Annotated in this window: 25 protein-coding genes and 1 riboswitch; of the genes, 11 read left to right on the forward strand and 14 right to left on the reverse strand. The window is 63.0% G+C overall.

Annotated elements, in window-relative coordinates:
• Positions 1–75 precede the first annotated feature (75 nt).
• Positions 76–405, reverse strand: a complete 330-nt coding sequence (locus QMK33_RS13780) for a hypothetical protein (RefSeq protein WP_283565177.1) — start codon at positions 403–405, stop codon at positions 76–78.
• A 137-nt stretch (positions 406–542) separates the two neighbouring features.
• The gene (locus QMK33_RS13785) at positions 543–965 is read right to left on the reverse strand and encodes a hypothetical protein (RefSeq protein ID WP_283565178.1); all 423 of its coding nucleotides are present in this window, start codon (positions 963–965) and stop codon (positions 543–545) included.
• Positions 966–1,179: 214 nt separating this feature from the next.
• Between QMK33_RS13785 and pheS the strand changes: the two genes are divergently transcribed.
• From pheS to QMK33_RS13825, 8 genes are all read left to right on the forward strand, one after another.
• Entirely contained in the window at positions 1,180–2,217 is a 1,038-nt protein-coding gene (pheS, locus tag QMK33_RS13790) for a phenylalanine--tRNA ligase subunit alpha (protein WP_283565179.1), read from the forward strand.
• 173 nt (positions 2,218–2,390) lie between these two features.
• Complete coding sequence (gene rimO, locus QMK33_RS13795) at positions 2,391–3,707, forward strand: 30S ribosomal protein S12 methylthiotransferase RimO (protein ID WP_283565180.1); 1,317 nt, start codon at positions 2,391–2,393, stop codon at positions 3,705–3,707.
• A 176-nt stretch (positions 3,708–3,883) separates the two neighbouring features.
• Positions 3,884–5,443 carry a bacillithiol biosynthesis cysteine-adding enzyme BshC gene (bshC, locus tag QMK33_RS13800; RefSeq protein WP_283565181.1) on the forward strand — a complete coding sequence of 520 codons (1,560 nt, stop codon included), beginning with the start codon at positions 3,884–3,886 and terminating at the stop codon, positions 5,441–5,443.
• A 278-nt stretch (positions 5,444–5,721) separates the two neighbouring features.
• Positions 5,722–6,117, forward strand: a complete 396-nt coding sequence (locus QMK33_RS13805) for a hypothetical protein (protein ID WP_283565182.1) — start codon at positions 5,722–5,724, stop codon at positions 6,115–6,117.
• Positions 6,118–6,257: 140 nt separating this feature from the next.
• Positions 6,258–7,115 (forward strand): carboxypeptidase-like regulatory domain-containing protein, encoded by an 858-nt coding sequence (locus tag QMK33_RS13810; protein ID WP_283565183.1) that lies wholly within the window; start codon positions 6,258–6,260, stop codon positions 7,113–7,115.
• Positions 7,116–7,120: 5 nt separating this feature from the next.
• The gene (locus tag QMK33_RS13815; protein WP_283565184.1) at positions 7,121–7,987 is read left to right on the forward strand and encodes an XAC2610-related protein; all 867 of its coding nucleotides are present in this window, start codon (positions 7,121–7,123) and stop codon (positions 7,985–7,987) included.
• Positions 7,988–7,993: 6 nt separating this feature from the next.
• Entirely contained in the window at positions 7,994–8,587 is a 594-nt protein-coding gene (locus tag QMK33_RS13820) for a 5-formyltetrahydrofolate cyclo-ligase (RefSeq protein ID WP_283565185.1), read from the forward strand.
• 89 nt (positions 8,588–8,676) lie between these two features.
• Positions 8,677–9,210 (forward strand): ExbD/TolR family protein, encoded by a 534-nt coding sequence (locus QMK33_RS13825; RefSeq protein ID WP_283565186.1) that lies wholly within the window; start codon positions 8,677–8,679, stop codon positions 9,208–9,210.
• On the opposite strand, the gene QMK33_RS13830 is transcribed toward QMK33_RS13825, so the two are convergent.
• The 4 genes from QMK33_RS13830 to mnmC2 are packed head-to-tail and all read right to left on the reverse strand — an operon-like array spanning position 9,194 to position 11,987.
• Positions 9,194–9,742 carry a GDYXXLXY domain-containing protein gene (locus QMK33_RS13830; protein WP_283565187.1) on the reverse strand — a complete coding sequence of 183 codons (549 nt, stop codon included), beginning with the start codon at positions 9,740–9,742 and terminating at the stop codon, positions 9,194–9,196. The two genes, QMK33_RS13825 and QMK33_RS13830, sit on opposite strands and share 17 nt — an antisense overlap.
• Positions 9,743–9,745: 3 nt before the next feature.
• Entirely contained in the window at positions 9,746–10,996 is a 1,251-nt protein-coding gene (locus QMK33_RS13835) for a DUF2157 domain-containing protein (protein ID WP_283565188.1), read from the reverse strand.
• Position 10,997: 1 nt separating this feature from the next.
• Positions 10,998–11,282 carry a hypothetical protein gene (locus QMK33_RS13840; protein WP_283565189.1) on the reverse strand — a complete coding sequence of 95 codons (285 nt, stop codon included), beginning with the start codon at positions 11,280–11,282 and terminating at the stop codon, positions 10,998–11,000.
• A 27-nt stretch (positions 11,283–11,309) separates the two neighbouring features.
• Positions 11,310–11,987, reverse strand: coding sequence for a tRNA (5-methylaminomethyl-2-thiouridine)(34)-methyltransferase MnmC2 (gene mnmC2, locus QMK33_RS13845; protein WP_283565190.1), 678 nt, complete (start codon positions 11,985–11,987; stop codon positions 11,310–11,312).
• 60 nt (positions 11,988–12,047) lie between these two features.
• Here mnmC2 and QMK33_RS13850 point away from each other — a divergent pair, with 60 nt between their 5' ends.
• A complete protein-coding gene (locus QMK33_RS13850; protein ID WP_283565191.1) occupies positions 12,048–12,470 on the forward strand; it encodes a thioesterase family protein in 423 nt (140 codons plus the stop codon).
• A gap of 7 nt (positions 12,471–12,477) precedes the next feature.
• Entirely contained in the window at positions 12,478–13,113 is a 636-nt protein-coding gene (locus QMK33_RS13855) for a thiamine phosphate synthase (RefSeq protein WP_283565192.1), read from the forward strand.
• Between the two features lie 65 nt (positions 13,114–13,178).
• Here the strand turns inward: QMK33_RS13855 and thiH are convergent, their stop codons facing one another.
• The 8 genes from thiH to QMK33_RS13895 form a co-directional block, all read right to left on the reverse strand.
• Positions 13,179–14,288, reverse strand: a complete 1,110-nt coding sequence (thiH, locus tag QMK33_RS13860) for a 2-iminoacetate synthase ThiH (protein ID WP_283565193.1) — start codon at positions 14,286–14,288, stop codon at positions 13,179–13,181.
• A gap of 128 nt (positions 14,289–14,416) precedes the next feature.
• Positions 14,417–15,193: a thiazole synthase gene (locus QMK33_RS13865; RefSeq protein WP_283565194.1), complete on the reverse strand. Its 777-nt coding sequence runs from the start codon at positions 15,191–15,193 to the stop codon at positions 14,417–14,419.
• Entirely contained in the window at positions 15,190–15,822 is a 633-nt protein-coding gene (locus QMK33_RS13870) for a thiamine phosphate synthase (RefSeq protein ID WP_283565195.1), read from the reverse strand. The genes QMK33_RS13865 and QMK33_RS13870 overlap by 4 nt, the downstream gene beginning before the upstream one ends.
• Before the next feature lies 1 nt (position 15,823).
• The gene (locus QMK33_RS13875; RefSeq protein ID WP_283565196.1) at positions 15,824–16,573 is read right to left on the reverse strand and encodes a hydroxymethylpyrimidine/phosphomethylpyrimidine kinase; all 750 of its coding nucleotides are present in this window, start codon (positions 16,571–16,573) and stop codon (positions 15,824–15,826) included.
• A 28-nt stretch (positions 16,574–16,601) separates the two neighbouring features.
• Positions 16,602–18,479 (reverse strand): phosphomethylpyrimidine synthase ThiC, encoded by a 1,878-nt coding sequence (gene thiC, locus QMK33_RS13880; protein WP_283565197.1) that lies wholly within the window; start codon positions 18,477–18,479, stop codon positions 16,602–16,604.
• Positions 18,480–18,592: 113 nt separating this feature from the next.
• Positions 18,593–18,796, reverse strand: coding sequence for a sulfur carrier protein ThiS (gene thiS, locus QMK33_RS13885; RefSeq protein WP_283565198.1), 204 nt, complete (start codon positions 18,794–18,796; stop codon positions 18,593–18,595).
• An 80-nt stretch (positions 18,797–18,876) separates the two neighbouring features.
• A riboswitch (TPP riboswitch) is annotated at positions 18,877–18,974 on the reverse strand.
• Between the two features lie 41 nt (positions 18,975–19,015).
• Positions 19,016–19,333, reverse strand: a complete 318-nt coding sequence (locus QMK33_RS13890; RefSeq protein ID WP_283565199.1) for a type II toxin-antitoxin system PemK/MazF family toxin — start codon at positions 19,331–19,333, stop codon at positions 19,016–19,018.
• Positions 19,333–19,614: a hypothetical protein gene (locus QMK33_RS13895; RefSeq protein WP_283565200.1), complete on the reverse strand. Its 282-nt coding sequence runs from the start codon at positions 19,612–19,614 to the stop codon at positions 19,333–19,335. Before QMK33_RS13895 ends, QMK33_RS13890 begins: the two co-directional genes overlap by 1 nt.
• Positions 19,615–19,715: 101 nt before the next feature.
• On the opposite strand from QMK33_RS13895, the gene rlmN reads away from it, so the two are divergent.
• Positions 19,716–20,792 carry a dual-specificity RNA methyltransferase RlmN gene (gene rlmN, locus QMK33_RS13900; RefSeq protein WP_283565201.1) on the forward strand — a complete coding sequence of 359 codons (1,077 nt, stop codon included), beginning with the start codon at positions 19,716–19,718 and terminating at the stop codon, positions 20,790–20,792.
• Positions 20,793–20,809 lie beyond the last annotated feature (17 nt).

Raw genomic sequence — 20,809 nt, forward strand, 5'->3', positions numbered from 1 at the left:
TGTTTTTTAATTAAATAATTAAAAAAGGCCCGTCGCAAGGGATTGCGACGGGCCTTTTTGGTTACCTCGGATTGGCTACTTCACGGTGCCGAGCGTGGTGCGGGTGCGGGCGGCACCTTGGGGCGCGGGGCCGTCGTAGGGGGGCGTGTTTTTGCCGTTGTCCCGCACGTTTACCGGTTCGCCGGGGGCGGCGTACACGTTGTTGCCCTGGCCATTGTTGTTGGTGCCGCGCAGCGGGTCGGCGGCGCGGGCGGCGGGCGTGGTATTGGGCACCATGCGGGGGGCCGGCTTGCGGGCCGGGCTGGCCTTGGGCTTGGTTTGGGCACTGGCTACCTGGGGCACGCCCGACAGGGTTAGCGCCGCTGCGCCCAGCAGGGGTAGGCAAAGGCTACGAAAGGATGACATAAGATTCTGATAATGAAGTTGGAAATGCCCGGCACAACTGCCCGGCCGGGCTGCCTCTTCATACGCAAAGCGGCCACGAAAGGCTAGCTTCCGTGGCCGCAGCAGTGTAGGCAGAAAAAAGGGAGAAAAGCGGGCGGCTAGCGCCGGGTGGTGATGGTGGTGCTGGCTACCTCGCGGCGCAGGGGCCGGCCGTTGTAGTCGGTGGTTACGCCGTGGCCTACCTGGTTGATGGGCATGCCGGGGGCCACCGACAGGTTGGCGGTGGGGCGGTGCGCCGCGGTGTTATCACCGGCGGCTACGGGCTCGTCGCCCCAGCCGTTCCAACTGGTGCTGCTGGCGGTGGCGGGTACCTGGGCGGCGGCCACGGTGGCTTGGGCGGCCTGGGCTTTGGCGGTGGCTTCGGCAGCGCGCTTCTCGCGGGCGGTGAGGGTGCGGCCGGGGCGGGCCACGGGGCGGGCGTAGGCCCCGGCGGCTGGCTTGGCGGGCACGGTTTGGGCAGTGGCGGCGGTGCTAGCAAAAAGCGCAATACCCAACAGCGGCAGGAGAAAACGGCGTACCATGGTGAGAAAGGAAAAGGAGTGGGAGGAGTGGAAAGCTGAAAAGGTGTTTGCAAAGGCGATGCCAATTTTTGGCAAAGCCCTGGGGCAGCCCCGCATTGCGCAGCGGCACCCATAATGTAACTTGCTTTCGGCTAGAATATTATAACTTATTCGAAAAGCAATGCTAGACTGCGTTTTAGCGCGCCGCAGGGCCGGCCGTACCTTTGCGGGTATCATGCAGGAATCTATTTCGGGCCTGGCCGCTGAGGTGGCCGCCGCCGACGTCAGCACCGCCGCCGCCCTCGACCAGTTTCGCCTTCTCTACCTAGGCCGCAAGGGCCGCCTGGCCGACCTCTTTGACCAGCTCAAAACGGTGCCCGCCGACGAGCGCCGCGCCATTGGCCAGCAGCTCAACGGCCTCAAGCAGCAGGCCCAGGCCCGCTTCGACGAGGCCCAGGCCGCCGTGGAAGCCGCCACCGCCAACCAGCCCGCCGACGCAGGCTTCGACTACACGCTGCCCGCCGTGCCGCACGCCCTGGGCACGCGCCACCCCCTCAACCTGGTGCGCGAGCAAATGCTGCGTATCTTCTCGCGCATCGGCTTCGCCGTGGCCGAAGGCCCTGAAATTGAGGACGATTGGCACAACTTCACGGCCCTCAACTTCCCCGAAAACCACCCGGCCCGTGACATGCAGGACACGTTTTTCGTGCCCGCCGTGGAAGGCGATACGCAGCCCGGCCTGCTGCGCACCCACACCAGCACGGTGCAGGTGCGGGTGATGGAAAACGAGCCGCTGCCCATTCGCCGCGTCATGCCGGGGCGGGTATACCGCAACGAGGCCATTTCGGCGCGGGCGCACATGCTGTTTCACCAGGTAGAGGGCCTCTACATTGATGAGAACGTGAGCTTTGCCGACCTCAAGCAAACCATCTATTACTTTGTGCGTGAGCTGTTTGGCGAGGATATCAACATTCGGTTCCGGCCCAGCTACTTCCCCTTCACCGAGCCCAGCGCCGAAATCGACATCACCTGCCTCATTTGCAAAGGCGCGGGCTGCAACATCTGCAAAGGCACCGGTTGGGTCGAAATCGGCGGCTGCGGCATGGTAGACCCCGCCGTGCTCGAAAACTGCGGCATCGACCCCGAAAAATACTCGGGCTACGCCTGGGGCATGGGCATCGAGCGCATTACCATGCTCAAATACCAAGTGAAGGACCTGCGCCTGTTCACCGAAAACGACGTGCGCTTCCTGCGCCAGTTCGAGGCGCTCTAGTCCGCCAGGAAACCCTAAACCGCCCAGTCCTGTTGCCCAACGCGCACGTAGCGTAAGCTTTAGCTTGCGAGTGAGTGCAGCGAGCAACTCGCGCCAGGGCCGGCCGGTCCCGCCTGCTCGCTGCGCTCACTCGCAAGCTAAAGTTTACGCTACACCGTGTTAATCAGTGATTTATGAAAGTTAGAACTCTTAAACAGAATAAAGTCAACGTTATAACGCTGGGCTGCTCCAAAAACCTCGTCGATAGCGAGGTGCTCATGGGCCAGCTCAAGGCCAACGACTTCCAGGTGACCCACGAAGCCAAGAAGTCGGACGCCAACATCGTGATTATCAATACCTGCGGCTTTATCGACAATGCCAAGCAGGAGAGCATCGACACCATTCTGCGCTACGCGGAGGAGAAGGAGAACGGCAAGCTGGAGAAGCTATACGTAACGGGCTGCCTGTCACAGCGTTATAAAGACGAGCTGGAAGTCGAGATTCCGCAGGTCGACGCGTTTTTCGGTACCCTGGAGCTGCCTCAGATGCTGAAAGTGCTGGAGGCCGACTACAAAAAAGAGCTGGTAGGCGAGCGCCTGCTCACCACGCCCAAGCACTACGCCTACTTCAAAATCGCCGAAGGCTGCAACCGCCCGTGCTCGTTTTGCGCCATCCCGCTGATGCGCGGCAAGCACGTGGACCGGCCCATGGAAGACCTCGTAACCGAGGCCAAGCGCCTGGTGAGCATGGGTACTAAAGAGCTGATTCTCATTGCCCAAGACCTCACCTACTACGGCCTGCAAGCCTACGGCGAGCGCAAGCTGCCCGAGCTGCTGGAGCGCCTCTCGGACGTGGCCGGCGTGGAGTGGCTGCGCCTGCAATACGCCTACCCGTCGCAGTTCCCGCTGGCGGCGCTGGACGTGATGCGCGAGCGCGACAACATCTGCCGCTACCTCGACATGCCGTTGCAGCATATTTCGGATAACATGCTGAAAAGCATGCGTCGGGGCATCACGGGCCGCCGCACCAAGGAGCTGGTGCGCGACATCCGCGACCGGGTGCCGGGCATTGCGCTGCGCACTACGCTCATCGCCGGCCACCCCGGCGAAACGGAGGCGGACTTCGAGGAGCTGTGCGAATTTGTGCAGGAATCGAAGTTCGAGCGCCTGGGCATTTTCACCTACTCGCACGAGGAAAACACGCACTCGCACACCCTGGCCGACGATGTGCCTGCTGAGGTAAAGCAGGACCGCGCCGACCGCATCATGGAAATTCAGCAGCAGATATCGCTGGATTACAACGAGTCGCGCGTGGGCCAGACGTATAAGGTGCTCTTCGACCGGCTCGAAGGCGGCTACTACGTGGGCCGCACCGAGTTCGACTCGCCCGAGGTAGACAACGAGGTACTGGTGCTGGCTACCAACGACTTGCATATCCCACAGGGCAGCTTCGCCAACGTAAACATCACCGGCGCGTCGGACTTCGATTTGTACGGCGAGGTCGTGCGCTAGGTATGAGAGCCGCGGATTTTGTAGACGATTCAATAACGGGCAAGTAGGCTCGTTTTAGGAAAAGGCAGCCACTTGGCTGCCTTTTTTGTTTACTCCCGACCTTTGCCAACCGGTAAGGGCCTGGCGGCACCGCGCCGACCACAAAATCCGACCAATCCGCTAAATCCGAAAAATCCGTGGTTCAGACACTTTCCTACGCTACCACCGGCGCGTTCTCGGGCCTGCTTACCGACTACATCGCCGGCGCACCGGCCCTGGCTCCCTTTTATAACCGCCGGCCCGAACTGGCGGCTTTTCAGGCCCAAATCGACGAGAAAAAAGCTAGCTACTCGCCCGAAGCCCGCCAGCGCCTCGTGGCCGACCTGCGCGCCCAATACGCCGAATTGGGCGGTGAGGTACCGCCCGCCGTGGCCGCCCACCTCGACCTGCTGGCCCGCGACACCACGTTTACCATCACCACGGGGCACCAGCTCAACCTGCTCACCGGGCCGCTGTATTTTGTGTATAAGATAGTTACGGCCATCAAGCTGAGCCAGGAACTAAAGGCGGCTTACCCCGCCTACGACTTCGTGCCGGTGTACTGGCTGGCCACCGAGGACCACGATTTTGCCGAAATCAACAGCTTTCCGCTCTTCGGCAAAACGTATAGCTGGGCCGGGCCCGGCGGCGCGGCCGGTCTGGGCGGCCCCGTAGGCCGCCTGCGCCTGCAAGGCCTTGACGAAGAGCTGCTAAGCCAGCTGCCGCCCGAGGTGCCCGCCGCCTTCCGCGAGGCCTACACCAGCAGCCAAAACCTGAGCGAGGCCACGCGCCGGCTGGCTACCAGCCTCTTTGGCGACTACGGCCTGCTGTGCCTCGACGCCGACCGGCCGGCGCTAAAGCAGGCGCTTAAGCCGCTACTGGAGAAGGAGCTGCGCGAGCAGTTTTCCAACCAGGCGGTGCAGGCCACCAACGGCCGCCTCACGGCCGCCGGCTACAAGCCGCAGGTGTTTTCGCGCCCGCTCAACCTGTTTTTCCTCACCGATGGAGGCAAGCGCGAGCGCCTGGAGCTTGATTCCCAGCCGCAAGCTGAGCTGCTGGCCCTGGCCGCCGCCGAGCCCGAGCGCTTTAGCCCCAACGTGGTGCTGCGCCCGGTGTACCAGGAAATCCTGATGCCGAACCTCGCCTACATCGGCGGTGGGGCCGAGGTGGCCTACTGGTTTCAACTCAAAGACGTGTTTGCGGCGCTCGGCGTGCCCTACCCCATTGTGCTGCCCCGCAACTCGGCCATGTACCTGAGCCGCGCCAACGCCGGCAAGCTCGCCAAGCTGGGCCTCACGGCCACCGATATTTTCAAGCCGCTGGCCGAGCTGAAAAAGCAAGTCGGCGCGCAGCTGGGGCAGGAGGAAATCAGCCTGGCCGCGCAGCAGCAAGCGCTGGCCGCCGCCTTCGAGCAGGTGCAGGCCCTGGCCCAGCGCCTCGACCCCACGCTGGTAAAAACCGTGGCCGCCGAAGCCCAGAAAGCCGCCGGCAGCCTCGCCGGCCTCGAAAAGCGCCTCGCCAAAGCCGCCGAAGCCAAGCACGAAACCGCCTACGCCCAGCTCACGGCCCTCAAAGACAAGCTCTTCCCCGAGGGCGGCTTGCAGGAGCGGACGGATAACGTGCTGAGTATCCTGCTTAATAACCCCGGCTTTATCGAGCAGCTGGTGGCGGCATTTGAGCCGCTGGCCTTGGAGTTTGCGGTGGTGACGGAGGGCTGAGCAACCAGCCCGCTGGTAATCATCGTACACCATAGTCTTACCTATCTAATTCCTCGCTCATGTGTCGCTACGCCATGCACAGTTATAAGCAGCATTATGCGTGCTTCGATTGCCGCAAGGCTTTTAAAAGACGGCTCCTGACCGATGTGCAACCCGAACGTCAGGAGTCGGTGGCGGGGCACTGGTTTAGGGTGAATGCCACTTTGCAAGAAAAGCAAGTGCTTAAGGAAGAGCCGGAAACTGCCAAATGCCCCGATTGCGGTGGCCTAATGGCTAGCATGGGTCGCGACTTTAAGGCCCCGCCCAAAGATGACTACCGGGCCTGGCAGCACCTGCGCAGGCTGTACAAAGTGGGCATTGCGTTTCACTCGTGCGGCTGCGGCGGCCCCGGCCTGGTGCCTGCTACGGCCGAGGAGCTGGTGAGCCACTTAACCCAGCAGCTCAGCGGCTACGTAGAACAGCTACGCTACTGGTTAATTCGCTCAGCACCAATAACTAAAATTGAGCATGAGGCGGATAAAAAAGAGAACTGGCACCAGAACTGGGGCTTGCAAAAAGATGACAAAGGCCGGGTAGACGCGCCGGCTGCCCTGGCCTATTGGCAGGGGCGCGTACAACAGTTGGAGCATCACATTGCGGAGGTAAAAAGGCAGCTGCCCACCCCAGCCAGGTAGCGCCGTCCGTAACTCGACTAGCTGGCGCCCTGCTCAAGCTGGCTCCCGGCTATTGCGCAGGTCCGGGGCAACCCACAGCCGCCGCACTGCATCTAAAAGAGCCCAGTGCCACTCCGGCGCTGGGCTCTTTCTTTGCGACTATGGTTCGCTATTCGCTGCTCGTGCTTTTCTGGCTGCTGGCCGTTGTCGCCGGGGCCCAACCCATAACCGGGCGCGTGACGGACGCCAAAACCGGGCAGCCGCTGCCGTTTGTGAATATTGGGGTGGTGGGCAAGGCGCTCGGCACCGTCAGCAACGAGCAGGGGCAGTACGGGCTGGCGTTTCAGGAGCAGCTGGCCGCCGATACCGTGCGGGTGTCGTACCTGGGCTACCAGCCGCGGCTGCTCACGCTGCGGCAGTTGCAAAGCGCGCCCAACCTGGCGCTCACCGCCGCCGCCGTGGCGCTGGCCGAGGTGCGGGTGGCGGGCAAGTCGCAGTTTCGGCGGGTGCACACGCTGGGCAACACCGGCAACAGCGAAACCTCTACCAATACGCTTAGCAACAACGATTTGGGGGGCCAGGTGGGCACCGTTATCAAGCTGAGCCGGCGGCCCACCCGCCTGCGCAATGCCACGTTCAATATCGCGCGCACGGCGCAGGGCGTAGTCACGTTTCGGGTTAATATTTATCGCCTCGATGCGCGCGGACGCCCTACCGATACCAAGCTGCTCACCCGCGACATCATCGTGACGGCCCCCGCCGTGCGCGGCCCCATCACCGTTGACCTCAGCGCCGACCAGCTCATTTTAGACGAGAATTTCTTCCTCGCCATCGAAATGCTGAAGTGGGAGAACGCCACCCCGCGGGCCGAATTCACCTTCTCGGCCGCCATCGGCTATGCCAATAACGAGATTTACTGGCGGCGCACCAGCCAGGCCCCGTGGGACCGGGCGTCGGTGGGCGCCCTGCTGGCCGGCATGCAGCCCAAGCTCAGCTTCTACGTAACGGCGGAGGATTGATTATCATGATAAAATACTCATTAGCAATATTTTGCCTAATAACCCTCGCGGCTTCGGCGGCCCGGGGCCAGGCCGCCTACGTGGGCACGGTAGGCACCGCGCCCATTGAGTTGACGCTGAACTCGGTAGGCGATGGCGAGCTGGCTGGGGTGTACCTCTACACCAAAATCGGCACGCCGATTAAGCTCAGCGGCCGGCTGAAGCAGGGCGCGCTCACGCTGACCGAGCCCGACGCCCACGGCAAGCCGGCCGCCACGCTCACCGTCGCCAGCTTTGCGGCGGGGGCCGCCCGGCTCACGGGCACCTGGCGCAGCCTGGCCACCGGCCGGCAGCTGCCGCTGGTGCTGGCGCGCCCCAGCCAGCCGGCCCAGCACGGGCTGCTGCAAGCCGAGGCCCTGAAAGACAGTTACTTCAAGATGGTGTTGGTGGGCAAGCCGGGCAAAGACGAAGACCAGCCGACGGCCGTGCAGCTGCTCGAAAAAAAGACTAACCGGGTGCTACAACAGCTACCCGTGGAGGTGCAGCCGATGGGTATTTACAGCGTGCAGGTGGGCGATTATAACTTCGATGGCCTGCCCGATTTTTCGGTGTTTGAGAGTACCTACGCCGGTCCCAATACCACGAGCCTGTACTACCTCTATGACCCCGCCAGGCAGCGCTACGTGGCCAGCGGCTACGAGGGCACGTCGCTGAAATTTGACCCCAAAAAGCGCCGCGTGTACGAGCACAACTCGTGCTGCGCCGGCTCGTCGGTAATCAATGTGGAGTATAAAGTATTGAATAACAAGCTGGTAACGCTGGCCCGCCATTGCTACCGCTGGGACGAGAAAAAGCAGGAACTCGTGGAGCGGCCCTTCAGCGCCTGCCAGTAGCGCGCCATGCAGCCCCTCGCCAAAGCCGCCCTGCGCCGCGCCGCCCTTACCGAGCGTAAGTTATTATCCGAAAGCGAGTTAGCGATGAGAAGCGAGCAGCTGTGCGCCCAACTGTTTCAGCATTTCCCGGTGGCGGAGTGGCGCTGGCTGCACGTTTTTTTGCCGCTGCTGAAGCAAAACGAGCCCGATACCTGGTTAATAATCAGCCGCATCTGGGCCGAACGGCTGCCGGTGCGCCTGGCCGCGCCCGTGGTGCAGCCCGATGGCATCTTCCTGAACCACTATGAGTTGACTGCTCATACGCCGCTGCTGCTCAACCGCTGGGGCATTTCGGAGCCGGCCCCCGACCTGGCCACCGAGGTGCGGCCCGCGCAGCTCGATGCGGTGCTGGTGCCGCTGCTGGCCTGCGACCAGCAGGGCCAGCGCGTGGGCTACGGCGGGGGCTTCTACGACCGCTTCCTGGCCCAGTGCCGGCCCGGGGCGGTGTTCATCGGCCTCAGTATGTTGGAGGAGGCCCCGGTGCCCGCGCTGGCCGACGTGCTGCCCACCGACGTGCCGCTGCACGCGCTTATCACGCCGGGCGGCGTGTGGAATTTTTAGGCGCGGGGCATCAGGAAGGTAGCTACTGCTTATGGTAGCGCTGCGGCGGCGCGGCGCGTGCAGTGGCCTCATTCTTAATTCGCTACCTTATGGCTGCCATTGACCGACCCGCCCCAAAAGCTGGTAAAAAACCGCGCGCTCGCAAGCACAATTTCCGCCTCGACATGACGCCGATGGTGGACCTGGCGTTTCTGCTGCTCACGTTTTTCATGCTCACCACCACCTTCGCCAAGCCCCGCGTGATGCAGCTGACCATGCCGGTGAAGCCGCAGTCAGCTGACCAGAATGAACCCCTGCGGGCGTCACGCGCCATGACCATTATGCTGGGGGCGGGCCACCGGGTATTCTACTACTTTGGGCTGAACGCGACCACCGACCCCAGCGTGCCGGCGCCCACGCTACACACTACCGATTTTGGCCCCAAAGGCATCCGGCAGGCGCTGTTAGCGCGGGGCCGCCAGCAGCCCGCGCCCGTGGTGCTTATCAAGACTGGCCCCCACGCCAAATATAGCGACATGGTGGATATTCTGGACGAGATGAACATCACCGGCCAGTCGAAATACGCCCTCACCGACCTCTCGGCGGCCGACCGCCAGCTGCTGCCGCCTAGCGAGCGGCAGTAGCCGGCAGCAGCGCTACGCGCTCGATGCGGGCCTGGCCCCAGGGGGCGATGCTGACGCGCACGCGCACGGCGGGGCTGGTTTTGCCCAGGCGCAGGGGGCTGTCGCCGGGCACGTAGTAGCGCTCCAGGTTGTAGCGCAGGCCCAGGGTGCGGCTGTACACATCGGTAACCCAGCCGCGCAGCACGGCCTGGCCCGCGCCGGGGCTGAGGGTTTTATCATAGACGCCGGCCACGGTGGCGAGGCTGTCGGGGCTCGGCACCGCGTTCAGCAGCACGTATACCGCCTGCCGGCGCTGGGGTGGGCCCGCGCCGTGCCAGGCCGTGAGCGGGGCCTTGGCGGCGGCGTAGCGCAGGCGCACGAAGCTCTCGTACTGCAAGCTGTGCAAATCGACGGGGCTGGTAGCCAGCCAGATGTGCTGGCCGTAGGCCGTGGTGGCGTAGCCAGCCCCGGCCACGCCCAGCACGTAGAGCACCTGCGCCGCCACGAGCAGGCGCAGCAGCATTCGGTGCGAGGGAGAAGTGCGCGTGAGCATAATTTAGGCCGGTTCAGGAGCTTCGGATGCGGCCGTGACGGCGGCCGCGCCGGCCGCCAGCCGCTGAGCATTGCGGCGGCGCAGGTACCAGCTCAGGCTCAGCAGCAGCACGCCGCCAATCAGGAAAAACAGCGACTTATCCAGGAAAGCCCAGGTCAGCTTGAAGTACGCCACCATGGTCGCCACCACAAACAGCACGGTGCCCAGCGTAAGCTGCCCGGCCTCGCCCGAGCGGTGGGCGCGGGCCAGCACCGAGCCGGCGTGGGCGTACAGCACCACCAGCGTGGCAATGGCCAGCGGCAGCCCGCCCGGCAGGTAAAAGCCCGGTAGCAGCAGCAGCCAGTCGGGCAGGCTGCCCAGGTGGGCCCGCGCCCGCTTGCCCGCCGCCGACAGCGCCAGCACGGCCGCCAGCGCCCCCAGGTAGGCCAGCACCGGCGGCCGCAGCAGCCCGGCGTACTGGTCGGTTTCGCCAAACAGGGCCAGGCCCAGGGCAAACAAATAGGCCGCCACCAGCGGCGGCCCTTGCAGGGCGCGGCCGGCGGCGCGGTCGCGGTGCCAGTCGCCGGCCGCGTACACGAGCATGGCCGGAATAAAAAACCAGGTGATTTTGGCGTGGCTGACCGCCACCCACAGCCCCGCCTGCCACAGTAGCCCCAGCGCCAGAATGGTGGCCACCAGCGCATCGGGCCGGCGCCACCAGCGGTAGCCGCTGCCCAGCGCTACCAGCGCCACCGTAGCGTAGCTGAACGTGCCCAGCGCCTGGGTGCAGTATGTTTGCACCGCCGCGCCAATTACGATGGGTAATAAGATAAGGCTCTGACTATCATATAAATAGCTGAGTAATACGCCCGCTACTACCCAGGCCAGCAGGCCGCTCACATCGTAGCCCACCAGCTGAAAAAGCTGGCTGGTGAGAATAATACCGGCCCCAAACAGCACCAGGCCCAGGCTCAGCAGGCCGTGGCCCACCCGCCGGTTGCCGCGCCGCAAGAAGTACTCGCCGGCCGTGTAGGCAGCCAGCAGGCTGCCCAGCAGCAGCCCCAGCCGCACGGCGGTGGGCAGGCTCTGCCAATTGGCAGCCACCACGCTCAGCGCGCTCAGCCCCACTAATATGCTGCCCAGCAAGGGCAACAGGCCCACCGCCTGCACCAGCTCGGGCGGGTAGCGGGCCAGCAGGCGCCGGCGCTGGTCCTCGGTGATGAGGCCCTCGCTGACCCAGGCGGGGCTTTCGGTATCGAGAAATTTACGGCTCATGCTACGGGCGGTAAACGGCCACCGGCGCGGGCATGGCCGCCTCCACCAGCTCCTCGACCAGCGCATCGAGGCCGTGGTACCAGTCGATGTGCGCCGACGTAACGCCGCAGCCGCCCGGCCGGGGCGGGCACGTGGTTACGGCCCAGCGGTAGTGGCATTTGGGGCACGTGCCGCCCGTGTCAAACGTGTTCCAGACGTGGCCGCAGCGGCACTGCCAGTGCGCGCCGCCATCGGGCTCCCACTGGCAGGCCGGGCAATAAATTTCGATAGCTGAAGAAGCAGGCATTGCGTTAAAGTAAAGATTAGTAAATGATTAAGAGGGTTTGCGGGCGCGGGTCATCTCGCGCTTGCCGGGCGGGCCGGGCAGCTTTTCGGTGAGCCAGCCCGCAGCCCGCAGGTTACGCCGGAACTGGCCCTGCGCGCAGTAGCTCACGAGCACCGCGCCGGGCGCGGCGGCGGCATAGAGCCGGGCAAATACGTCTTCGGTCCACAGCTCGGGCTGTTTTTCGGGGGCGAAGGCGTCGAAGTAAATGAGGTTGTAGAGTTCCTTGCCCAAGTTGGCCTGCTGCACCGCCTCCTGAATTTTGGTTAGAAAAAGCGTTTCATCAATTTCTGCAACCTCCTGCCAAGGTGCGGCGTGCAATTGCTTAAATGCCACACTGAGTGTTGGTTCGCTAGCCCACTGCGGAGCCAGCGCCGCCACGGCATCGGGCGGTAGCGGGTAAGTTTCATACCCATCATATTCAATAACAGCCCCCGCGGCGTGGGCTGCTTGCAGTGTCAGCAAGGCGTTGAGACCGGTGCCGAGGCCCACCTCCAAAATGCGCAGTGGCCCGGCCCCAGCCGGCCCCAGCCCGGCCGCCAACAACGGCCGCAAGCCCGCCTCGATAAACACGTGGCGCGACTCCTGCGCCGCGCCGTGCGTGCTGTGGTAGTGCTCATCGAGGGCGGGCACGTAGAGCGTGGGCGAGCCGTCGGCAGTGGTACGCACCTCTATTTTTGACCCCTTATCCAATTGCTCCCTGCTCATTGTTCCCTATTCACTGAAAAGATGCCCCGCGTAAAAGTAAGTTTGCCCGCCAGCTTTGGCTTCGCGGTGGATATTCCCGTCCGCATCACCGACCTCAATTACGGCGCTCACCTCGGCAACGATGCCCTGCTGAGCCTGCTGCACGAGGCGCGGGTGCAGTTTCTGGCCAGCCTCGGGGCCACCGAGTTTGACCCCGCCACCCGGCAGGGCTTCATCCTGGTCGATGTGGCGATTGAGTACAAGGCCGAGGCGTTTCACGGCGATGTGCTCACCATCGCGCTCGCCGCCAACGACCCCAATAAGTACGGGTTTGATATCGTGTATCAGGTTAAAAATCAAGCTAATAAAGAAGTAGCCCGCGCTAAAACCGGGATGCTCTGCTTCGACTACACCACCCGCAAGCTGCGGCCGTTGCCGCCTGCGCTGGCGGCCCAGGTCGGCTAGGTAGTCTATGTTTCGCCTGCTGCTTATCACGGCCCCCACGGCCCTGCCCCACGAGCCCCGCCTGCTCACCGAGCTACTGGCGCTGGGCCTGCCCCGCCTGCACCTGCGCAAGCCCGGCTGGCCGGCTAGCCAAGTGGCCGCGCTTATCGAAGCGCTGCCGCCGCAGTTTCGTGCGCGCCTGGTGTTGCACGGCCACCCCGAGCTAGTGCGGGGATATCGGCTTGGAGGACTGCATCTTACGGCTGCCGGGCGACTGGCCGCCGCCCGCCGCCCGGCGCTGCTGCCGGGGCAAACCCTCTCCACGTCGTTTCATTCGCTGGCCGAAATCAGCCAGCATCGGCGGCGCTACGACTACGTGTTCCTGAGTCCCATCTTCGATAGCATTAGCAAAGCGGGCTACGGGAGCGCGTTTGACCTCGCCGTAGTGCGGGCTTTTCTACAAAAGACAGCTTGCCGGACTGGTTACTGCCCGCAGGTATTGGCGCTTGGCGGCGTTGACAGCCAGAATGTTAGCTTAACGAAGGAAGCTGGCTTTGCGGGCGCGGCCGTGCTGGGCGATGTGTGGGGCAGCGCCGACCCGGTGGCGGCTTTTCAGCGGCTGGCGCAGGAAGTTACCGCTGAGGTGCGCAGGGGGAATCGCTGAGGTACGCTGAGTTTTAACGTCCGCGCTCAGCGTACCTCAGCAGTAACTTCCCGAACGACAGCCGTTTATGTCAGCGCCGCGTCCCAATCCTTCCACACCGGCTCGTAGCCCTGGCGGCGCAGCATAGCCGCCACTTCAGCGGGGCTGCGCTCGTCCGAAATCTCGAACTGCTCCAGCGATTCGGGGGCCACGGCGTAGCCCCCCGGATTAGTCTTCGAGCCCGCGCTAATACTGGTGATTCCCAGCCTGATAACTTGGTCGCGGAAAGCCGGCGTTTCGCGGGTCGAGAGCGAAAGCTCTACCTCCTCATTGAGCAGCCGGTAGGCGCAGATGAGTTGCACCAGCTCGCGGTCGCTCATCGCCACCTTGGGTTGCAGCAGGCCCTCGGCCGGCCGAAGGCGCGGAAAGGAGAGGCTGTACCGGGTTTGCCAATACATACGCTCCAGGTAATCAAGGTGTAGCGCCGTATAGAAGCAGTCGGTGCGCCAGTCTTCGAGCCCGATGAGCACGCCCAGGCCCATCTTGTGGATGCCGGCCCGCCCCAGGCGGTCGGGCGTGTCGAGGCGGTAGTGGAAGTTCGATTTCTTGCCCTTCGGGTGATGCTTTTTGTAGTCGTCCTGGTGGTAGGTTTCCTGGTACACCAGTACCGTGTGCAATCCCTCGAGAATCAGGCGCGCGTAGTCGGCCTCATCGAGCGGCTGCACTTCCATGGCTAAATGGGCGAAGTGCGGGCGCAGCGTACGCAGCGCATTGGCCAGGTAGTCAACGCCTACCGTTTGGTTGGCCTCGCCGGTCACCAGCAGCACGTGGCCGTAGCCCCAGCCGGTGAGCACGGCCGCCTCGGCCAGTATTTCCACGCTGCTGAGGGTGCGGCGGGCTATTTTATTGTCGAGGCTAAAGCCGCAATAGGTGCAGATATTCTGGCACTCATTGCTGAGGTACAGCGGCGCGTACAGCTGCATGGTGTTGCCAAAGCGCCGGCGCGTGAGCTGGTGGCTGAGCTGCGCCATCTGCTCTAGAAAGGGCGCGGCGGCGGGCGAAATCAGGGCCTTAAAATCTTCCAGGGTGCGGCGTGGCGCGGCCAGGGCGCGGGCCACGTCGGCGCTGGTTTTGGCATAAATGCTGGCCTTCACCGCCTCCCAGGGGTGGGCTTCAAAAACGGGGTGGAAGCTCATACTTTGTTTTGTTAAATTGCGTGTAGCGCGAAGTTTCCACTTCGTGCACGAGCGCAGCGAGTATCCACGCTCGCCAATCTCACGTCCATACTCGCTGCGCTCGTGCACGAAGTGGAAACTTTGCGCTACTAATCCAAAAATGCGGTGAGCGGGCTACTGGCCACCGCCTTGTGCGCCACTGGCGCGGCCAGCCGCGCCTCGTAGGCCATGCGCCCGGCCTCCACGGCCAGCCGAAAGGCGTAGGCCATCGCCACCGGCTGCCCGGCCACGGCAATGGCCGTGTTCACGAGTACCGCATCAGCCCCCATTTCGAGGGCTTCCGCCGCGTGCGAGGGCGCCCCCAGGCCGGCATCGACCACCACCGGCACCCGGCTCTGGCCGATGATAATTTCCAGAAAATCCCTGGTCAGCAAGCCTTTATTGGAGCCGATGGGGGCGCCGAGCGGCATTACGGCGGCCACGCCCACTTCCTCTAGGCGCTTGCACAGCACCGGGTCGGCGTGGGTGTAGGGCAGCACCACGAAGCCCAGCTTCACCAGCTCTTCGGCGGCGCGTAGGGTTTCGATAGGGTCGGGCAGCAGGTACTTGGGGTCGGGGTGAATTTCGAGCTTGAGCCAGTTGGTTTCGAGCGCCTCGCGGGCCAGCTGGGCGGCAAACACGGCCTCGCGCGCCGTGCGCACGCCCGAGGTGTTGGGCAGCAGGCTGAACTGCGGGTGGCCGAGGTGGCGCAGGATATCATCTTGTTTATCAGTGATATCCACGCGCTTGAGGGCCACCGTCACCAGCTCCGAGCCGGAGGCCAGCAGCGCCTCCTCCATCAGGGCCGACGAGCTGAACTTGCCCGTGCCCGTAAACAGCCGCGAGGTGAAGGTGCGGCCGGCAATTACTAAAGGTTGGGTTTTCATGCGGTTGCTACGTACTGGTTATCAGCTACTTCAGCTACAAAAAGCGCGGCCGTAGCCGTGGGGTTGGCAGCCTGGCCGATGGCCCCCGATACGGCCACGCCGTGCACGCCCGTAGCCCAAAGCGCCGCCATATCGGCGAGCCCTACCCCACCGATACCCACAATGGGCACCGTAATGCCCGTGGCCCGGCATTGCGCCATAATTTCTGCGTAGCCCGCTAGGCCCAGTATCGGGCTCAGTTTTTCCTTGGTAGTAGTGAAGCGAAACGGCCCCAGGCCGATGTAATTCACGCCGGCGGCCACTAGTGCCTCGATATCGGCGAAGGTGTTGGCCGTGCCGCCGATGATAAAGCCCGGCCCCAGCAGGGCGCGGGCCTCGGCGGGCGGCATGTCCTGCTGGCCCAGGTGCACGCCGTCGGCCCCTATTTCAAGCGCCAGCGCGGGGTTATCGTTGATAATGAGCGTGCTACCGTATTGGCGGCACGCGGCCTGAGTAGCCAGCGCCCGCTGCCGCCACTCGGTCGGGGGCAGGTTTTTTACCCGCAGCTGCACCCAGCGCACGCCGCCCTGGCAGGCCAGCCCGGCCGCCTGCGCCGTGGTGGCGATGTATTGCAACTTATTGATTTTCATACTATTGATTTCCAAAGTGATAGCCCAGCAGCGTGTCGTTGCTAGCCAAAAAAGCGGCCGTGTAGGCCTTGCCCGCCCGGCAGGCAGCAGGTAGGTCGTCGCCCAGCGCGAGCCGGGCCAGCACCGCCGCCGACAGCACGCAGCCGCTGCCGTGCTTGGCCCCGTGCGGCAGGCGCGGAGCCGAAAACTCGTGGCGGGCGTCGCCCACCAGCAGCGCATCGGTGGCGCAGGCACCAGCGGCGTGGCCGCCTTTGAGCAACACCGGGCACCAGGCGGCCAGCGTTCTGGCCGCCGCTTCGGCCGTGGCGGCGGGCAGCAGGCGTAGCGCCTCGGGCTGGTTGGGGGTGAGCAGCGCCAGCTCGCGGCAGATGCCTTGCAGCAGTGCCACCTCGGGCCGGGCGTGAAATTCGTAGCCCGCCGTAGCCTTTAGCACGGGGTCCCACACGATTTGCACGGCCGGGTTATGCGCTTTCAGCCAGCCGATTAGCTCCCGCAGCATGGGTAGGCTTTCGATGAGACCGATTTTCACGAAGCCGATGGCAAACCGCGCCAGCAGCAGTCGGACCTGGTCCTGAATTTCGGCCAGCGGCACCCAGCGCACCCGCTCGAAGGCCACGTCGTTCTGCACCGTAAGGGCGGTGCAGGCGGCCAGGCCGTACACGCCGCTAGCTTCCAGCGTTTTGACGTCGGCCAGCACGCCGGCCCCGGCGCTGGGGTCGAAGCCGGCAATGGTGAGGGCGTAGGGGCGCATGGCGTAGCTATTACTTAGCGACAGAGGTTTACAGATAAATCTCGCTGCCCTTCGCCACAAACTCGCGCGACTTCTCGCGTAGCCCCTCCGTCAATACCTGGGCCGCCGTTTTCTCCTGCTTGGCCGCGTAGTCGCGCACCTCCTGCGTTATTTTCATGGAGCAGAAATGCGGCCCGCACATCGAGCAGAAATGCGCCACTTTGGCGCCTTCGGCGGGCAGGGTTTCGTCGTGGTAGGCGCGGGCGGTGTCGGGGTCGAGGCTGAGGTTAAACTGGTCTTCCCATCGGAACTCGAAGCGGGCTTTGCTCAGGGCGTTGTCGCGGTACTGCGCGCCGGGGTGGCCCTTGGCGAGGTCGGCGGCGTGGGCGGCAATTTTGTAGGCGATTACGCCGTCCTTCACGTCCTGCTTGTTGGGCAGGCCCAGGTGCTCCTTGGGCGTTACGTAGCAGAGCATGGCGGTGCCAAACCAGCCAATCATGGCCGCGCCAATGGCCGAGGTAATGTGGTCGTAGCCGGGGGCAATATCCGTGGTCAGCGGGCCCAGCGTGTAGAAAGGCGCTTCGTGGCACTCGCGCAACTGCTTGTCCATGTTTTCTTTAATGAGGTGCATGGGCACGTGGCCGGGGCCTTCTATCATCACCTGCACGTCGTGGGCCCAGGCTATTTTGGTGAGCTCACCCAGGGTTTCCAGCTCGGCAAACTGGGCCTCGTCGTTGGCATCGGCGATGGAGCCGGGGCGCAGGCCGTCGCCCAGCGAAAAGGCCACGTCGTAGGCCTTCATTATTTCGCAAATCTCCTCGAAGTGCGTGTATAAAAAGCTCTCCCGGTGGTGCGCCAGGCACCACTTGGCCATAATGGAGCCGCCGCGCGACACGATGCCCGTCACGCGCTTGGCCGTCATTGGCACGTAGCGCAGCAGCACGCCCGCGTGAATGGTGAAGTAGTCCACGCCCTGCTCGGCCTGCTCGATGAGCGTATCGCGAAACAGCTCCCAGGTGAGGTCCTCGGCCTTGCCGTTCACCTTCTCTAGGGCCTGGTAAATGGGCACCGTGCCCACCGGCACCGGGCAGTTGCGGATAATCCACTCGCGGGTTTCGTGGATGTTCTTGCCCGTGCTCAAATCCATGAGCGTATCGCCGCCCCAGCGGCAGCTCCACACGGCTTTATCTACCTCTTCCTCAATGGATGACGTCACGGCCGAGTTGCCAATATTGGTATTGATTTTCACCAGAAAATTGCGCCCAATAATCATCGGCTCGCTCTCCGGGTGGTTGATATTGCTCGGGATAACGGCCCGCCCGGCCGCCACTTCCTGGCGCACAAACTCGGCCGTGATGTGGCCCTCCGGCGTGCGCGCCCCGAAGCTGTGGCCGCGGTGCTGCGTGCGCAGCGGGTCATCGGCCGGCAGCTCGTCGAAGCGCTGGTTCTCGCGGATGGCGATGTACTCCATCTCGGGCGTAATAAGGCCCTGCTTAGCGTAGTGCAGCTGGCTTACGTTGGCCCCGGCTTTGGCGCGCAGCGGGGCGGCAATGTGCTCGAAGCGCAAGTGGTTCAGGCTGTTATCGGCGGCGCGCTGCTGGCCGTAGCCGGAGGTGGTGCCGGCCAGTTGCTCCACGTCGCCGCGGCCCAGAATCCAGCTTTCGCGCAGGCGCGGCAGCCCTTTTCTGAGGTCAATCTCGATATTCGGGTCCGTGTAGGGGCCGCTGGTGTCGTACACCGTCACGGGCGCGTTCGGCTCCGATGGGAAGCCAAAGTCGAACTGGCGCTCGGTGTCGGCCAGTACGATTTCGCGCATCGCCACCCGGATGCCGGGGTGCAGTTGGCCCGGCACGTAAATCTTGCGCGAGCCCGTCAGGGGCTGGCGTTCCACCAGCGTCTGCTGGGGGGCGCGGTCTTTTTGCTTCATCTGAAAAAATGATTAATTGATTATCCGCCAGCTTCATGCAATTATCAGTCAATCAATAAATTGGGCAAAATACCCACCTGATAATTGATAATTGTTCCCTGGTAATTGAAAAGTCACCCGCCTTGCGTGGCCCGGATGAGGGTGAGGCGGTCGTGGGGCTGCACGGCGCGGCTGGCCCACTCGGCGCGGGGCACCACCACGTCGTTGATGGCCACGGCGAGGCCGCGCGTCTGGGTCTGGCCCAGCGTGGCGAGCAAATCAGCTAGCCACTGGTTATCAGTGACTTCGTGCTCAGAATTGTTTACGTAGCAAACCATGCAACTAGCGTTAGTTGGGACAAGGGCAGGCCATAAACACTAGGCGGCGCCGGCCACGGCGTGCCCCATAAGGCAGCCGCGGGCGGACCAGTACTTTTCCCTTCGCCAGCATTATCTGGTTCAGGTTCGGAGGGTATCGTCTCAGCCTTGCTTGCGCAAAGCACCCCTAAAGTTTATGCGGCGAAGGTAAGCAAAAACATGGTTCTGCAAGCCGGTTTTTTACAAACCCAGGCCTAAACGCAAGCCGGTATCGACTTGCTGAAGCTCGGCCATAGTGAGTTCGCCGATGCGACCGCTCAGCTGACTCGGGTCGAGGGTAGCCATTTTTAGTACGCGCACCAGCGAAGGCTTCTGTAGTCGATTTAGCGCGGTTGGCTGCAACACTACGTCGTGCGGTTGCGCAAGGGCCAGGTTGCCGGTTATGAAAGCCACCGTAACATCGGGCGCTTCTACGGCTAGCACGAGCGCTGGCCGGCGCTTGCCCCCTTGCTGATTGGTAAACGGAAATTGAACCTGGAGAATATCACCTTTTTTCATCAGGCAACTCCAATTTGAGTTGTTACTTCTAATTTGTCTTCTGATAGGCTGGATTCATCGTGCAGAAAATCATAAGCTCGGCTGTGCTGCTGAATAGCCCTGATATCAGCCGCAAATTCTTCTTCGGTTTCATCAGCCGACAAGTTATCATCAACCAACGGTAAATTGTGCCACGCTTGCTGGGCTAAAAAAGCCGCGAAGTCGCGCACCGTGCGCGCTTGCTCTTCAGATAGAGCGGCCAACAAACGGCCAGTTTCGGCAATGAGCGTTTCGTTGCGCATGGGAATAGCGGAGATAGTACTTCTGCAAAATACGCCCGGCCCTGCAAAAGTTCTCCAAAATGCCGGGAACCCAACGTTCTGGCTGTTTGTATCTTTGCACTATGTTACTGGAACTCGAACTCGCCCCCGCTAAACGCGACATCCGCAAAACCTCGCCCGACGACCTCAAGGCGTTTATGGTGGCGAATGGCGAAAAGCCCTTCCGCGCCAAGCAGGTGAGCGAGTGGCTGTGGAAAAACACGGCTGGCTCGTTTGAGGAAATGAACAACATCTCGCTGGCTACCCGCGAGTTGCTGGCCGCCCACTTCGTGATAAACGGCGTGGCCGTGCAAAACCAGCAGCTCAGCAACGACGGCACCATCAAGTCGGCCTTCCGGCTGCACGACGGCAACATTGTGGAGGGCGTGCTCATTCCGCACGATACGCGCATGACGGCCTGCATCAGCAGCCAGGTGGGCTGCTCGCTCACCTGCAAGTTTTGCGCCACCGGCTACATGGACCGCAAGCGCAACCTCGACGCGGCCGAGATATACGACCAGGTGGTGCGCATTCGCGAACAGTGTGAGGCTCAGTATGGTACGCCGCTCACCAACATCGTGTACATGGGCATGGGCGAGCCGCTGCTCAACTACGCCAACGTGGTGGAAAGCGTGCGCCGCATCACCGCCCCCGATGGCCTCAACATGGCTCCGCGCCGCATCACCATCAGCACGGCCGGCATCGCCAAGATGATAAAGAAGCTGGCTGACGACGACATCAAGGCCAACCTCGCCCTGAGCCTGCACGCCCCCAATGACGTGAAGCGCAACGAGATTATGCCCATCAACGAGGCCAACTCGCTGGCCGCCCTTAAGGAGGCGCTGCAATACTACCACGAGAAAACGGGCCGTAAAGTCACCTACGAATACATTGTGTTCGATGGCTTCAACGACTCGCTGCAAGACGCCGCCGAGCTCTACCTCATCAGCAAGTGGCTGCCCTGCAAGATTAACCTCATCGAGTACAACCCCATCGAAAACGCCGATTACCAGAACGCGGAGGCCGATAAAATCACGGCCTTCCACAAGTACCTGGCCGACCGTGGCGTGCAAACCAATATCCGGCGCAGCCGCGGCAAGGATATTGATGCCGCCTGTGGCCAACTAGCTAATAAAGAGACGGTTGCGGTAGGCGCGTAGGCTTTCGTAACCGTTGC

This window comes from Hymenobacter sp. H14-R3 (genome assembly GCF_030063445.1).
In the GTDB taxonomy this organism is placed as follows: Bacteria; Bacteroidota; Bacteroidia; order Cytophagales; family Hymenobacteraceae; genus Hymenobacter.